The sequence below is a fragment of the Arthrobacter sp. NPDC057013 genome, from assembly GCF_042674585.1.
In the GTDB taxonomy this organism is placed as follows: domain Bacteria; phylum Actinomycetota; class Actinomycetes; order Actinomycetales; family Micrococcaceae; genus Arthrobacter.
The window spans coordinates 175,713-191,312 of the sequence record NZ_JBHUSE010000006.1; the positions used below are offsets into that span (position 1 = coordinate 175,713).

Here is a 15,600-nt window from a genome sequence, read left to right on the forward strand (position 1 = left end):
TCAGGAACAGGGCAGCAGGGCGCTAGCCCACGATTTCGCGGACCAGCTTCGCCGTCTGCCGGAATGAGATGTTGGGCATGTACGCCTCTGTGACGGCACGTCCGATGCGCGGCAGCCACAGTGGATCCTGGTACATCATGTAGAGGGTCCGGTGCCTGGGCCGGAACCGTGCCTTGAACGCGGCCAGCGACCGGAACCCGTAAACGGGCTCGAGGCCGCTGCCCAGCAGGTCCAGGAACCGGCCCAGGGCATCCCCTTCCGCGGCAACCGGCGCGGCCGCTCCGGAGCTGACCAGCGGCGAGCCGGAGAGCGAAATGACGTCCAGCGTCTCCTTGAAGTGAAGGACGGCCGAGGCGATCAGAAACTCCATGACGCCGGGAAAAGCGTCACGGCTCCGCCGCATGAAGTCAAGGGTCCGGCTGACAACACGAGCGTTCTCGAACACCGGCAGCCAGCTCGTTACGCCGTGGACTGTGCCCTCCGTGTCCACGGCCAGGCACAGGAGAACGTCGTCGTCCTTCAGTTCTTCCAGGCTGCCCAGGGTGAACCCCATTTCCGGCAGGGCCTTGTCCGCCACCCAGGCTTCGGAGATCTCGTGGACCTGCGACCGGAGGCTTCCGGGCAGTTCGCCGTAGGTTGACCAGAGCGCGGCGATACCCAGCTTCCGCGCCTTGTTGATCGCGGTGCGGACGTTCTGCCACTCCTTGCCCTTGAATTCGATTTCACGGATGGGCAGCAGCGTCTCCTCGGCAACGGCGACCCGCCGGTAGCCCAGCTTCTCCAGATGCCCCCACTGGTCGTCGGCGACGGAATACCAGCACGGTGCCAGGGATTGCGCCGCGCAAAAGCGGGTGAACTCCTCGGCTGCCGCGTACGCGTCCGCGGGGTCCCCGAAGGGACCGCCCACGGTGACGGCAACATTGAAGTGGACCTGGTAGGCGATCCCCGCCGTCCCGGCGTCATTGAACCAATAGCGGTTATTGGGCCACAGGGCCATCCACGACAACGAGCCGCCGCCCACCCGGACGAGGTCTTTGGCCAAAGCCCGGTCGCTGTCCTGGCGGGCATCCCTGAGCCCGCGGCTGAGGAAGAGTCCGAGGACGCTGAACATGGCGACCAGCCAAAAGGCGGCGCCGCCAAAGCTGAAGAGCAGGGTGGAGAAGAAACCGTGCGGATACACGGACACGGAATAGCGGAAGGAAAACGGGTAGGGCAGGAACATCCTGGGAAGCGTGGTGACCAGCGCCAGCAAGCCGGCACGGCGATGATAGTTGTCCTCCGCAAACCAGGCGATCACGTATCCGAGCACAAACACCGCGAACAGGGACGGGAGCAGGACCAGCGTCCGGTGCCGCAGCACGGGGTCCGGGTCGACAATGAAATGCCGCCGGCTGGCGAACAGCAGCGCAGCGATGAAGAACGGGACCAGCACTACCGGCAGCACTTCGACGATCGCCGAGTCCACGGAAAGCACGCGGCCGCCGGTGCGCATGTAGGTTCCAAAAAGCGAGAAGAGCTGCAGGTGCAGGGCGGACAGAACGGCGATCACCAGGTGCACTCCGATGGTCAGCCAGAGCGCAAGGCGGCTTCCCCGCCGGAGGCCTTCCGCGCACACCAGAAGCATCAGGAACGGCACCAGCGACAAGGCGACTCCGCCCGGCCCGTTGAGGCCGGGACTGTGGATCACTTGCGCGCAGCTGAGGTCGATTGCAGCCCGGCAGTTGGCCTGGAGCTGGCCGATGGTGGGGACCGGGTTGACGATGAGGTCCCGCAGCACCGCCAGCGGACCCGAAGGCGCCTGCGCCAGGGCCGCCATGGCCGGGCCGGCCGCGAAGACAGCCACAGCCATGGACAGCAGCGCCCTGGTTTCCCTGCTGGACGACCGGGTGAAATGGGCCGAGAGCCGGGAGGCCCGTGTCATGTGGCGGTGCATGAACTGGCCCAGCGCCAGCCCGCACAGCAGCCCCAGGAAAGCATCCAGCGACTGCGGGTGCCCGACATACAGGAGAAGCATCAGCGTCACTGCGACGGCAACGGACCGCAGGCGGCGGCGCCACAGCGCACTGATAAGCGGACTGGCGGCCATCGCCGCAGCGAGCGCGCCGGCATAGGCGCCCGGGACGCCCGTGTGCTTCATGCTGGCCAGCCAGTCGCTGCCGAGCGCGGAGCCCGCCTGTACCACGGCGACGTACAGCACCAGGGCACCCAGATGGCCGCCCAGGAAAGCCGCCCCGGCCCGCCAGGTGCCCATCGTGGATTCGGCGAACCCCACGGCGGCGAGGATGACTACGCTCGCCAGCACGTAGGAAACCAGGTTCCCGGTGAAGAAAATGGCCAAGAGCGGGGCCAGGAGGTCGACCTGGCCGGCGGCGAACAGGCTCGGTGAGACCGCCTGCCGGATTCCGGCCGGGGGACCGGCAGTAACTGCATGCGTCGCGACGGCGGCAGTCCACATCGAGACGGTGAGGCACGAAGCGAGAGGAATCCTGAGGAGCAGACGCCCGATCGCCCGCATCCTCGGGAGCCGGCCGGGCAGGGTTATGCTCACGGGCTTCACGGGACCAGCCCCATGGGTTTTGCCAGGAAATCCAATGCCTGCGGCATCGAGTCCAGGACCACTTTCCAGGAGTGTCCCGCGTCCGGAATGATGGCGGTCCTGACGTGCATCCCGGCTTTTACGGCGGCAGCGGACAGGACGACGGCGTTGTCCCGGAACTCGCTGTCATCACCGCCTGCCGCGAAAAAACCGTAACTGTCCAGGTAGTGCCGCTGGGCAAGCAGGGTCAGCGGGACCTCTGCCGTGAACGCAGCCAGGTTTCCCGCAAACGCCAGGTCTGCAGTCTCCTGCCGCGAGACGGCGAGGGCCGGCTCGCGCTCGCCGGCAAAACTCATGAAGTTCGGGTAAACCCCGGGATGCCGGGTGGTCATCTGGACTGCGCAAGTGCCGCCGAAGGAGAAGCCGCCCACAGCCCAGTGACGCGGGTCGGAGTCGACGTCGAGGTTGTGCTTGATCCAGTCGGGCACATCCACGCTCATGTAGGTGTCGGTTTTGGCGAGGGTGGTGTCCATGCACATGGTGTTCCCGTCCTCGGTGCCGTTGGGATCAGGGATGACCACCACCGGTGCCAGGCCGCGGTGCGCTTCGGCGAACCGGTTCATGATCTGAACCAGATTTCCGCTGACAGCCCATACTCCTGGCCAGCCCGGCTGGCTGCCGACAAGAACCAGGACCGGAAGCTTTGGCCGGTTTTTGACCAGATAGGCGGGCGGCAGGTAGATATGTGCGTGGCGTCCGTGAAAGCCAGAAACGGTGCCCGGGATTTCAGCGTGGCGCAGAACGCCGGACGCGGCCAGGTTCAGCGGCTTGTGCCAGCGCTCGTAGACGGGTGAGGTCTCGAAGGATGCGGCGTCGCCGTGCTTTTTCAGTGCCGATTCCAGGGGCAGCAGCGTGGACGAGGACTTCCCGAGTAGGGTCCCTACTGTCGGCATAAAACCAAAGTAGGCGTTGATCTGCAGTCCGCACAGGCCCAGGACAATCAGGGCGGCAACCGGTGCAGCCAAGGTGCGCAAAAGACCGCCCCGGACCATGTTTCCGACGGCGGCCGCGGCGGCGAAGACGCCCAGCCCCGTCCAGGCGACAACCTCCGGGGGAAGATCCTCCGGCCACACATAGAACGCATGGACCAGCAGCCATGCCAGGCCAAAGCAGGCTGCCAATGAAGCGCCCAGCGTTATCCCTGCATAGATCCACCAACGCCGCCGCCTGCGGAGGAGGAGGAATCCAAGTGAAAGGGTGCTGAGCACCCACAGGGTGTTGGGGAACCAGCCTTCCAGGAGACTGATGGAATACAGCCACGTCGACAACAGAATCCTCCGGTTTGCTTGCGGGCGGGTACACCCTAGCCCTCTAATCTGGAACTTTGCTGGGCGTCCGAGCCGGCGCCCAGAAAGCATTCAGGGAGCTCTAAGGCTCCGGCTTTACGCTCGCCTAAAGGGGGCGTACAAGGAGCCGCGATGCAGTTGTTGGACCTCAACATTCTTCAAAGACCCCTGCTGAACACTTTTGATGCAGCAAGCCTTCTTGCCGTGCTCTACCTCCTGGCCCGGCCGGGGTTTGCGCGGCTCCGCACGGCGGGGCTGGCGTTTGCCGGCGGTGCCGCTGCAGGGGTGATCACCCTCCTGATTTGCGAGGCATGGCTCAATATCTTTGGATTGCCCCTGGACACCGACACCCGCGCCTGGGTCGTCGCCGCCTTCGGTGGCGTTGCCCTCGCCCTGGCCAACCTGTGGCGCACACCCTGGCGGCGCAAGATAGCCGCCGTGGCGGCCGTTGCGCTCTTCATTTCGACGGCGGCCCTGGGCATCAATGCGGGGTATGGCCTGAACACCACGCTGGGCGCCCTTCTGGACCTCAACACCACCGGCCATCTCGCGCTGCCGAAGCTCGACCGAAAACCGGTGTCCCCGCAGCCGCTGTGGAAGACGTGGAAAGCGCCGGCCGGGATGCCGGAGTCGGGCCGGAGCGGAACTGTGACCATTCCCGCCACTGCCTCCGGTTTCCGTGCCCGGGACGCCCACCTGTACCTGCCGCCGGCCGCGCTGGTCCCGAATCCGCCGGAACTGCCCGTCCTTGTCATGATGATGGGCCAGCCCGGCGGACCGGAGCAGGACAAGTCGTCGGTCCGGGAACTCAATGCGCTGGCCCGGCAGAACCACGGACTTGCCCCGATCATGCTGACCATCGACCAGCTCGGCAATCCCTTCAACAACCCGGTCTGCGTCGACTCAGACATCGGCAAGGTCTACACCTACGTCACCAAAGACGTGGTCAACTACATCCGCACGAACCTGAACGTTGATCCGCGCCGGGCCGAGTGGGCGGTGGGGGGCTACTCGAACGGCGGCGAATGCGCGCTGTCCTTTGGCGCCAAGCGCCCGGACCTGTTCGGCACGATCCTGGACATATCCGGGGAGCTGAAGCCGCTGAACGGCACCGAGGAGCACACCGTCAGCGTCATCTTCAAGGGCAACCGCGCGGCCTTCGCAGCGGAAGAGCCTGCCAACATCATGAAGGCGCGCAGGTATTCGGACGAACTCGCCATCTTTACCAGCGGATCCCTGGACCGGGTGTACGGACCCCAGGCGGCGGCGGCCGCGCAGGACGCCCAGGCCGCCGGGATGAGGACCCGGAGCTTTGTGGGCAATGGTGTGGGGCACCGCGGAGATGCCCTGGACTTCGGTGTGAGGACGGGGCTGCCGCTGCTGTGTCCACGTTTTGGGCTCACCGCTCCCTGAGCCCAGCCTGGTCAGCAACGGCCGATCCCGGGACACGACAAAGCCCAGGGACACGACAAAGCCCCGCCTTCAGGCTTGTGGCCTTGAAGGCGGGGCTTCGGTGGTGCACCCCCCGGGACTTGAACCCGGAACCCATTGATTAAGAGTCAATTGCTCTGCCAATTGAGCTAGAGGTGCAGCTGCTGTTTCGTTCATCCGCGGGCTGTTTATTTCCCTGGTTGACCTCCGCAACGACATGAAACTCTACACGAACTTTCGGCAGGTGTGAAATCGGGGCGGGCGGGAGATGGCACTTACCGCGGAAGCCGCAAAATCAGCGCGGAATCAGGGTTTTGGTTGTTGCTGAGAGCCCATAGATCGCCGCTGGGGGCCAGCGCCACGTTTCTGATCCGCCCAAACTGCCGCGTGAAATAGCCCACAGGATTGCCGGCATTTTCACCGTCGAGCGGGACGGCCCATATGCGCTGACCCCTCAGCGCGCCGAGGTAGGCCGTGCTGCCGACGATTTCCAGTCCGCTGGGCGAGGAGTCCGCCGTCGATGGCCAGACAACCTTGGCGTCGATGAAGCCGTCGCGGTGCGGTGCCCCCGTGACTTCCGGCCACCCGTAGTTTCCGCCGGGCCGGATCAGGTTGAGTTCGTCGTTGACGTCCGGACCGAACTCGCTGGCCCATAGGCGGCCCTGGCTGTCCCATGCCAAACCCTGGACGTTTCTGTGGCCAAGGCTGTAGACGGGGTTGTTCGGGAAGGGGTTGCCCGGCGCGGGGGCGCCGTCCCTGGTCAGCCGCAGGATCTTTCCGCCCAGGGCGTTCCGGTCCTGCGGCTGCTCCCGGCGCTGCGAATCGCCCGTTCCGACGTAGAGGAAACCGTCCGGGCCGAAGCGGATCCTGCCGCCGTTGTGGGTGGAGGCCTTGGACATGCCGGAGAAGATCACCTCCGGGGCACCCAGCCGGAGGTCCCCGCCGCCGGCTGTCCCGGCGCCTTCCAGTCGCATGCGGGCGATCCGGTTGTCATCGGCCGCGGTGAAGTAGGCGTAGAGGTAGTGGTCCGAGGCGAAGTCGGGCGACAACGCCAGGCCCAGCAGTCCGCCTTCACCGCCTGGAACGACGCCGGGAACGGCGCCGATGGTGCTGAGCTTGCCATCGCGTACGGATTTGAGCAGGGCGGAATCGCGTTCGGAGATGACGGCAGTGCCGTCGGGCAGGAAGACAGTCGACCACGGAATCTGCAGGCCCTCAATCCTGCTCCGCAGTTCAGGGGCCCGCGGAGACGATGGGGCCGCACTGGTACCCGAGGGGCCGGTACCGGAGGAGCCTGTCCCCTGGCTGCCGGTACCCGGTGCCAGCGTCGCCGTTGCTCCGCCGGCCGTGGAGCCGGTGCTGCCCGGGGGCGCCGGACCGCCGTCGCCCGTGCAGCCGGAGAGGGCCAACGTCAGCGACAGGGTCAACGTCAGGGGCGCCGCTAAGGCTGAAAATGCCGGGGCGGTCCCCGACGGAGGCATAGCGGCGGCAGCAGTTGCGGGTTTCCCGGGGTGGTTGCGTGTCATGCGCTTACTCCGTCCGCCATCCGGCGCCGCCGCCTGGCGCTAGCGCCGGGACCGGCGCGGCGCCCGGAACCCGGCAGCCTCGGCGTGCGCCGGGGAAAGGAACCAGACCTCTGCCCGCGCGTCCTCGTAGCCGGCGCTGTCTTCGTCGTAATAGGTCATGGCGCTGACATCTCCCTTGACGGTGAACCCCTCCGGGGCGCCGCCGTCTGCTGCCGGCGCGGCAGAACCCTCGCCGTACGGCTGTTCCGCCACGGTTTCCGTGCCCTCGGCGCCGACCTGTTTGTGGGGGATGGGCTGTTCGCCGAAACCCCGTTCCGCGCCGAAGCCCTGTTCCAGGTGGTGGGGCTGGGGTTCGCGGTACGGGGGCTGGGCCTCGTGGCTGGCTCCGGTCTCGGTTGCAGCGGAGGACTGAATCCGCTGCTGGGTTTCCGCCTCGGCGTCAAGGGATTCGGCCGCGGCCGACTCCGCGCCCGGCAGGGTGGGGGCGTGCGGGTCCGTGTACTCGGCATGGTGCGCCGGGGTGGCAGGCTGCGCCGCGTCCTGCCGGGTGGAACGGCCTTCCTCGGCCCTGCCTGCTTCAGCACTGCCTGTGTCTGCGCTGGATGCATCCGACCACTGGGCGTCCCACTCGGCCTTGTCGCCGTCGTCATCCCAGTCGTCAACGTCTCCGCCCGCGGACTGTGCGGAGGAGGGGCGGGCGGTGGCGGCTTCCCAGGATTCGATGTCAGGTTCCACGTCCTCGGGGTCCGGGCCCGTAGCCGCGGGGGCGGCCTGGCTCATCTGCGGCGCGGCTTCCGCGGCTGCCGGGCCGGCGTCCGGTCCGGCCAGGCGGCCCGTTTCCGGCACGGTCAGGCTGGTGTCCGACGGCGGTCCCGCCGCTGCGGCGGCGGCGGGTGCGGCCGACGGCGTCCCTTCCGTCCGGGCGGATGCTATCGGAGCCGATGCGGACGGGGACTTCACCTGTTCGGTCCGGGCCGCGTCTGCTGCCGTTCCCCGCGATTTCCGGTTCAGCAGCATCCAAACGATCGCGATAATCAAAACGATGACAATGACCCAGATAATCCACTCCATAGCAAAGCCTTTCATCCGTCACACGAGGTTGCCGTTGCTTGACGGTACGTCGCTGTCAATAGGGCTGTCTAGGCTTGTCAACGCCAGCAGGGGAGCGGGCGGGCAGAGCCGCCATTCCATAATGTGAGACGGAAGTCCACTATTTGATCGGAATTTTCCGCGAAATGAGCCAAACGGGGCGCTTCCGGTCATTGGCAGCCGTTTCTGAGTCATAGACTTTGACCCATGAGTGAGGACACGCTGAACGCAGCCGACAACAAGCCTGACATCAAACCCCGGAGCCGGATTGTCACCGACGGCATTCATGCAGCTCCGGCACGTGGAATGTTCCGGGCGGTCGGCATGGGGGATGACGACTTCGCCAAGCCCCAGATTGGTGTCGCGAGCTCCTGGAACGAAATCACTCCCTGTAACCTGTCCCTGAACCGGCTGGCCCAGGGCGCCAAGGAAGGCGTCCACTCCGGCGGCGGGTTCCCGATGCAGTTCGGCACCATCTCCGTTTCCGACGGCATCTCCATGGGCCACGAAGGCATGCACTTCTCCCTGGTCTCCCGCGAAGTCATCGCCGACTCCGTGGAAACCGTCATGCAGGCAGAGCGCATCGACGGTTCCGTGCTGCTGGCCGGATGCGACAAGTCCCTTCCGGGCATGCTCATGGCCGCAGCGCGCCTGGATCTTGCCAGTGTCTTCCTCTACGCCGGCTCCATCATGCCCGGCTGGGTCAAGCTGGAGGACGGCTCCGAAAAGGAAGTCACCCTGATTGACGCCTTCGAAGCCGTCGGTGCGTGCGCCGCCGGCAAGATGAGCATGGAGGACCTCACCCGCATCGAGAAGGCCATCTGTCCCGGCGAAGGCGCCTGTGGCGGCATGTACACCGCCAACACCATGGCCTGCATCGGTGAGGCCATTGGCATGTCCCTGCCCGGCTCCGCGGCTCCACCCTCGGCAGACCGCCGTCGTGATGAGTTCGCCCGCAAGTCCGGCGAGGCAGTGGTGAACCTGCTGCGCCAGGGCATCACTGCCCGCGACATCATGACCAAGAAGGCCTTCGAGAACGCCATCGCTGTCACCATGGCCTTCGGCGGATCCACCAACGCCGTCCTGCACCTGCTGGCGATCGCCCGCGAGGCAGAGGTTGAACTGACGCTGGACGATTTCAACCGCATCGGCGACAGGATCCCGCACCTGGGCGACCTGAAGCCGTTCGGCCGCTACGTCATGACCGACGTCGACAAGATCGGCGGCGTGCCGGTGATCATGAAGGCCCTGCTCGACGCCGGCCTGCTGCACGGTGACTGCCTCACCGTCACGGGCAAGACCGTCGCGGAAAACCTCGAGGCCATCAACCCGCCGGACGTCGACGGCAAGATCCTCCGCGCGCTGGACAACCCGATCCACAAGACCGGCGGCATCACGATCCTGCACGGCTCCATGGCTCCGGAAGGTGCCGTCGTGAAGACCGCTGGTTTCGACGCCGAGGTCTTCGAGGGCACCGCCCGCGTGTTCGAACGCGAGCAGGGCGCCCTGGACGCACTCGACAACGGCGAAATCCAGAAGGGCGACGTTGTGGTGATCCGCTACGAAGGCCCCAAGGGCGGGCCGGGCATGCGCGAAATGCTCGCGATCACCGGTGCCATCAAGGGCGCCGGCCTGGGCAAGGATGTCCTGCTGCTCACCGATGGCCGCTTCTCCGGCGGCACCACCGGCCTGTGCATCGGCCACGTCGCCCCCGAAGCGGTCGACGGGGGCCCCATCGCCTTCGTCAAGGACGGCGACCGGATCCGCGTCGACATTGCAGCCCGCAGTTTCGACCTGCTGTTGGACGACGCCGAGCTGGAATCCCGTAAGGAAGGCTGGGCGCCGCTGCCCGCCAAGTTCACCAAGGGCGTCCTGGCCAAGTACGCCAAGCTGGTACACAGCGCCTCCACCGGCGCATACTGCGGGTAGAACGTTCCGGCATGCTCAACCGGCGCCCGCCGCTTGAGCCTGTCGGATCAATTTGTGGACAATGACGTCCACAGTGTGAGACACGGGTCGTGCTCGTTGACACGTATCTCACTTAGAGGGAAAACTGAACGCATGATCGCATTCGTTACCGTCGGCACCGTCGTCGTACTTACCAAGCGCGTGGCTCCATAGCCCGACTGGTAACGAACTGTCACGCGCAACCCCTCGAAAAGCCGCCAGGCTGAGGGGTTTTTTTATTTTCCGGGCGGGACGGACCGTTCAGTTTTTCCTGGCACCACACCAATTCAAGATCCACTAAGGAAGAGTTCGATGAGCAAAGGATCGCCCATCAGCCCCTCGCTGATGGCTTCAAAGTCCGCTGGAGCCGCCAAGGCCCCGGAACGCGTCGACAAGCCGGCTGACGCCGGGGTCGACACTGCTGCAGCCGCCTCTCCTGTCCTTGGGCCGAACAACGTCGTACCCCCGACGGTGATGACCGGCTCAGAAGCAATTGTCCGTTCGCTCGAAGAACTCGGCGTCGACGACATTTTCGGTTTGCCCGGTGGCGCGATCCTGCCCACCTACGACCCCTTGATGGCCTCCAAAATGAACCACGTTCTGGTCCGTCACGAACAGGGAGCCGGCCACGCCGCGCAAGGCTACGCCATGGTCACCGGGCGGGTGGGCGTCTGCATCGCCACCTCGGGCCCGGGTGCCACCAACCTCGTCACCGCCATCATGGATGCTCACATGGACTCCGTTCCGCTCGTGGCCATCACCGGCCAGGTCTCCAGCGGAGTGATCGGCACCGATGCCTTTCAGGAAGCCGACATCGTGGGCATCACCATGCCCATCACCAAGCACTCGTTCCTGGTGACGGACCCCAACGACATCCCGCACGTCATGGCCGAGGCCTTCCACCTCGCCTCGACCGGACGTCCGGGCCCGGTACTCGTTGACGTCGCCAAGGATGCCCAGCAGGGGCAGATGACGTTCTCCTGGCCGCCCAAGATCGACCTGCCGGGCTACCGCCCCGTGGTCCGCGGCCACAACAAGCAGGTCCGCGAGGCCGCCAAGCTGATCTCCGCCGCCAGCAAGCCCGTGCTGTACGTGGGCGGCGGTGTGGTCAAAGCCCACGCCGCGGCCGAGCTCCGCGAGCTGGCCGAGCTGACCGGCGCCCCCGTGGTCACGACGCTCATGGCCCGCGGTGTCTTCCCGGACTCGCACCCGCAGCACGTGGGCATGCCCGGCATGCACGGCACGGTTTCGGCTGTGACCGCCCTGCAGCAGGCCGACCTGCTGGTGACCCTGGGTGCGCGCTTCGATGATCGCGTCACCGGCGTCCTGAAGACCTTCGCGCCCAACGCCAAGGTCATCCACGCCGACATCGACCCCGCGGAAATCTCCAAGAACCGCACCGCCGACGTTCCCATCGTGGGCTCCGTCAAGGAGATCATTCCGGAACTGACGGAAGCCGTCCGGACCCAGTTTGGCACCACCGGAACCCCGGACCTGGCCAACTGGTGGGCCTTCCTGAACAACCTGAAGGACACCTACCCGCTGGGCTGGACCGAACCCGAGGACGGCCTGAGTGCACCGCAGCGCGTCATCGAACGCATCGGTGCCCTGACCGGCCCCGAAGGCATCTACGTGGCCGGCGTGGGCCAGCACCAGATGTGGGCCGCGCAGTTCATCAAGTACGAGCGCCCGCACGCCTGGCTCAACTCCGGCGGTGCCGGCACCATGGGCTACGCCGTGCCCGCCGCCATGGGCGCCAAGGTGGGGGAGCCGGACCGCGTGGTCTGGGCCATCGACGGCGACGGCTGCTTCCAGATGACCAACCAGGAACTGGCCACCTGTGCCATCAACAACATCCCCATCAAGGTTGCTGTCATCAACAACTCCTCGCTGGGCATGGTGCGCCAGTGGCAGACCCTCTTCTACGAGGGCCGCTACTCCAACACGGACCTGAACACCGGCCACGAGACCGTCCGGATCCCGGACTTCGTCAAGCTCGGCGAGGCCTACGGCTGCGCCTCCTTCCGGTGCGAACGGGATGAGGACATCGACGCAACAATCCAGAAGGCGCTGGAGATCAATGACCGCCCCGTGGTCATCGACTTCGTGGTCAGCCCCGACTCCATGGTGTGGCCGATGGTGCCCGCCGGCGTCAGCAATGACCAGATCCAGGTTGCCCGCAACATGACCCCGGAATGGGAAGAGGAGGACTGATCATGAGCCGCCACACACTGTCCGTTCTGGTCGAAGACAAGCCCGGTGTGCTGACCCGCGTGGCCAGCCTTTTCGCCCGCCGCGCCTTCAACATCAATTCCCTGGCCGTCGGCCCGACGGAAGTTCCGGGCATCTCCCGGATGACCGTCGTCGTCGACGCCGACGGTGACCTGATCGAACAGGTCACCAAGCAGTTGAACAAGCTGATCAACGTGATCAAGATTGTTGAACTGACTTCCGAATCTTCCGTACAGCGCGACCACATCCTGGTCAAGGTACGTGCGGATGCCGCAACTCGTCTGCAGGTGACCCAGGCTGCAGACCTGTTCCGTGCTTCAGTGGTCGACGTCTCCACAGACTCGGTGGTCATTGAAGCAACAGGCCATCCCGAAAAGCTCACGGCACTGCTCTCAGTGCTGGAGCCCTTCGGTATCCGCGAAATTGTGCAGTCCGGCACCTTGGCCGTTGGACGGGGATCCCGCTCCATGAGTGATCGGGCGCTACGCTCCGCGTAAGGCACAGCCTAGGCGGAAGCATTGCCCGCAAACGCAGCACCAATGCTTTACATCTACAAGAAATCCACTCAAGAGGAGTTACGCAAGTGACTGAAATGTTTTACGACGACGACGCCGACCTGTCGATCATCCAGGGCCGCAAGGTTGCCATTGTCGGCTACGGCTCCCAGGGCCACGCCCACGCGCAGAACCTGCGGGATTCCGGCGTCGAGGTGGTCATCGCCCTCAAGGAAGGCTCCAAGTCCATCGCCAAGGCCGAGGACGCAGGCTTCCAGGTCAAGAACGTTGCCGACGCCGCCGAATGGGCCGACGTCATCATGATCCTGGCGCCGGACCAGCACCAGCGCTCGATCTTCAACGACTCCATCAAGGACAAGCTGACCCCGGGCAAGGCCCTCGCCTTCGCTCACGGCTTCAACATCCGCTTTGGCTACATCGAGGCACCGGAGGGCGTTGACGTCATCCTGATCGCCCCGAAGGCTCCGGGCCACACGGTCCGCCGCGAATTCGAAGCCGGCCGCGGCATCCCGGACATCATCGCCGTGGAGCAGGACGCTTCCGGTTCCGCCTGGGACCTGGCCAAGTCCTACGCCAAGGCCATCGGCGGCACCCGCGCCGGCGTCATCAAGACCACCTTCACTGAAGAGACCGAAACTGACCTCTTCGGCGAGCAGGCTGTCCTGTGCGGCGGCGTGTCCCAGCTGGTCCAGTACGGCTTCGAGACCCTGACCGAAGCCGGCTACCAGCCGCAGATCGCCTACTTCGAGGTGCTGCACGAGCTCAAGCTCATCGTTGACCTCATGTGGGAGGGCGGCATCGCCAAGCAGCGCTGGAGCGTTTCCGACACCGCAGAGTACGGCGACTACGTCTCCGGCCCGCGCGTCATCACCCCCGAGGTGAAGGAAAACATGAAGGCCGTCCTCGCGGACGTCCAGTCCGGTGCCTTCGCCAAGCGCTTCATCGAAGACCAGGACAACGGCGGCGTCGAGTTCAAGGAGCTGCGGGCCAAGGCTGAGCAGCACCCGATCGAGGGCGTTGGCCGCGAGCTGCGCTCCCTGTTCTCCTGGCAGCAGCAGGACCAGGACTACGTCGAAGGCTCTGCAGCCCGCTAAGGCTGCACCCTTCCAGTGCGATAGTGAGGCCGGGTTCACACTTAACAATGTGAGCCCGGCCTTTCCGTACGCCTAGACTTTATTTACCCCCAGGACTTCAACGCAGAGGATCAGCTGTGTCAAAACCCGTAGTATTGCTTGCCGAAGAACTTTCGCCCGCCACCATCGAGGCCCTTGGCCCGGACTTTGAAATCCGCCAGACCGACGGCGCCGATCGTTCCCAGCTGCTCTCTGCCATCGAGGACGTTGACGCCATCCTGGTCCGCTCCGCCACCAAGGTGGACGCCGAGGTCATTGCCGCCGCGAAGAACCTGAAGGTCATCGCCCGTGCCGGCGTCGGCCTGGACAACGTCGACATCAAGGCCGCCACCCAGGCCGGTGTGATGGTGGTCAACGCCCCGACGTCGAACATCGTGTCCGCCGCGGAACTGACCGTCGGCCACATCCTGAGCCTGGCCCGCCACATCCCGCAGGCCAGCGCCGCCCTGAAGGACGGCGAGTGGAAGCGTTCCAAGTACACCGGCATCGAACTGTTCGAGAAAAAGATCGGCATCATCGGCCTGGGCCGCATCGGCGCCCTGGTGGCCGCCCGCCTGCAGGGCTTTGACACCGAGATCCTCGCGTTCGACCCCTACATCACCTCCGCCCGCGCCGCCCAGCTCGGCGTGAAGCTGGTCACGTTGGACGAGCTGCTCGCACAGTCCGACTTCATCACCATCCACATGCCCAAGACGCCGGAAACGGTCGGCATGCTCGGCGCTGACGCTTTCAAGAAGATGAAGAGCACGGCCTACGTGATCAACGTGGCCCGCGGCGGACTCGTGGACGAGGAAGCCCTTTACACCGCGCTGCAGGACCGCCAGATTGCCGGGGCCGCTGTGGACGTCTTCGTCCAGGAGCCCAGCACCGACCTGCCGTTCTTCAAGCTGGACAACGTTGTGGTCACCCCGCACCTGGGCGCGTCCACGGACGAGGCCCAGGAAAAGGCCGGCGTCTCCGTCGCCAAGTCCGTCCGCCTCGCCCTCGCCGGGGAACTGGTCCCGGACGCCGTGAACGTCGCCGGCGGCGTAATCGCCCCCGACGTCCGCCCCGGCATCCCGCTGATCGAGAAGCTGGGCCGCATCTTCACCGCGCTGACCCACGCCTCCGTGACCCAGATCGACGTCGAGGTTGCCGGCGAAATCGCCGCCCTGGACGTCAAGGTCCTGGAACTCGCCGCCCTCAAGGGGATCTTCGCCGACGTCGTCACCGAGCAGGTGTCCTACGTCAACGCCCCCGTGATCGCCGAGCAGCGCGGCATCAACGTCCGCCTCATCACCACCCCCGAGGCGGAGGACTACCGCAACGTCCTGACGCTGCGCGGCGCCCTGAGCGACGGCGCCCAGATCTCCGTGGCCGGCACCCTGACCGGCCCCAAGCAGGTGCAGAAGCTCGTCGGCGTGAACGGCTACGACGTCGAGATCCCCATCAGCGAGCACCTCGTGGTGGTTTCCTACGCCGACCGTCCCGGCGTCATCGGCACCATCGGCCACATCCTGGGCATGAACAACATCAACATCGGCGGGATGCAGGTGGCACGGAACGCGGAGGGCGGCCAGGTCCTGGCGCTGCTCACCATCGACAGCTCCGTCCCGCAGCAGGTGCTGGACGCCATCAAGGCCGGCATCGGTGCCGAGATGGTGCGCGAAGTGGACCTCGAGGACTAGTCCGACGAGCACCGGCCGGCAACGGCCGGGTCCCCAACGCGGGGTGAACTCCACGTCCCCTGGAGTTCACCCCGGCCAAATATGATTGGCCGGTCTGCGTACAATAGCTAGGTTCGAATTTAAGGATCCAGCCGGCAGGCCGGCCAATATTTTTTGCACGCCCGCAAGGGACACCTCC

Annotated in this window: 10 protein-coding genes and 1 tRNA gene; 6 read left to right on the top strand and 5 right to left on the bottom strand. The window is 65.6% G+C overall.

The window, feature by feature from the left end:
• Positions 1–22: 22 nt before the first annotated feature.
• Both ACFTSA_RS10925 and ACFTSA_RS10930 read right to left on the bottom strand, forming a co-directional pair.
• The gene (locus ACFTSA_RS10925; protein WP_377951281.1) at positions 23–2,548 is read right to left on the bottom strand and encodes a bifunctional lysylphosphatidylglycerol flippase/synthetase MprF; all 2,526 of its coding nucleotides are present in this window, start codon (positions 2,546–2,548) and stop codon (positions 23–25) included.
• A gap of 5 nt (positions 2,549–2,553) precedes the next feature.
• Positions 2,554–3,864 (bottom strand): alpha/beta hydrolase, encoded by a 1,311-nt coding sequence (locus ACFTSA_RS10930; protein WP_377951282.1) that lies wholly within the window; start codon positions 3,862–3,864, stop codon positions 2,554–2,556.
• Positions 3,865–4,014: 150 nt separating this feature from the next.
• Here ACFTSA_RS10930 and ACFTSA_RS10935 point away from each other — a divergent pair, with 150 nt between their 5' ends.
• Positions 4,015–5,295, top strand: coding sequence for an alpha/beta hydrolase (locus ACFTSA_RS10935; RefSeq protein WP_377951283.1), 1,281 nt, complete (start codon positions 4,015–4,017; stop codon positions 5,293–5,295).
• Between the two features lie 101 nt (positions 5,296–5,396).
• Here ACFTSA_RS10935 and ACFTSA_RS10940 read toward each other — a convergent pair.
• From ACFTSA_RS10940 to ACFTSA_RS10950, 3 genes are all read right to left on the bottom strand, one after another.
• Positions 5,397–5,472 (bottom strand) — tRNA-Lys (locus tag ACFTSA_RS10940).
• Positions 5,473–5,588: 116 nt separating this feature from the next.
• Positions 5,589–6,839 carry a PQQ-dependent sugar dehydrogenase gene (locus tag ACFTSA_RS10945; protein WP_377951284.1) on the bottom strand — a complete coding sequence of 417 codons (1,251 nt, stop codon included), beginning with the start codon at positions 6,837–6,839 and terminating at the stop codon, positions 5,589–5,591.
• A 39-nt stretch (positions 6,840–6,878) separates the two neighbouring features.
• Positions 6,879–7,910 (bottom strand): hypothetical protein, encoded by a 1,032-nt coding sequence (locus tag ACFTSA_RS10950; RefSeq protein ID WP_377951285.1) that lies wholly within the window; start codon positions 7,908–7,910, stop codon positions 6,879–6,881.
• Between the two features lie 225 nt (positions 7,911–8,135).
• On the opposite strand from ACFTSA_RS10950, the gene ilvD reads away from it, so the two are divergent.
• The 5 genes from ilvD to serA all read left to right on the top strand — a co-directional run bounded on the left by ilvD (position 8,136) and on the right by serA (position 15,422).
• Complete coding sequence (gene ilvD, locus ACFTSA_RS10955; RefSeq protein WP_377951286.1) at positions 8,136–9,857, top strand: dihydroxy-acid dehydratase; 1,722 nt, start codon at positions 8,136–8,138, stop codon at positions 9,855–9,857.
• Positions 9,858–10,187: 330 nt separating this feature from the next.
• Positions 10,188–12,089: an acetolactate synthase large subunit gene (locus ACFTSA_RS10960; RefSeq protein ID WP_377951287.1), complete on the top strand. Its 1,902-nt coding sequence runs from the start codon at positions 10,188–10,190 to the stop codon at positions 12,087–12,089.
• A gap of 2 nt (positions 12,090–12,091) precedes the next feature.
• Positions 12,092–12,604 (top strand): acetolactate synthase small subunit, encoded by a 513-nt coding sequence (gene ilvN / locus ACFTSA_RS10965; RefSeq protein WP_050054685.1) that lies wholly within the window; start codon positions 12,092–12,094, stop codon positions 12,602–12,604.
• An 86-nt stretch (positions 12,605–12,690) separates the two neighbouring features.
• On the top strand, positions 12,691–13,716 hold the full coding sequence (gene ilvC, locus ACFTSA_RS10970; protein WP_377951288.1) for a ketol-acid reductoisomerase: 1,026 nt from the start codon (positions 12,691–12,693) through the stop codon (positions 13,714–13,716).
• Positions 13,717–13,832: 116 nt separating this feature from the next.
• Positions 13,833–15,422, top strand: coding sequence for a phosphoglycerate dehydrogenase (gene serA / locus ACFTSA_RS10975; RefSeq protein WP_377951289.1), 1,590 nt, complete (start codon positions 13,833–13,835; stop codon positions 15,420–15,422).
• Positions 15,423–15,600 lie beyond the last annotated feature (178 nt).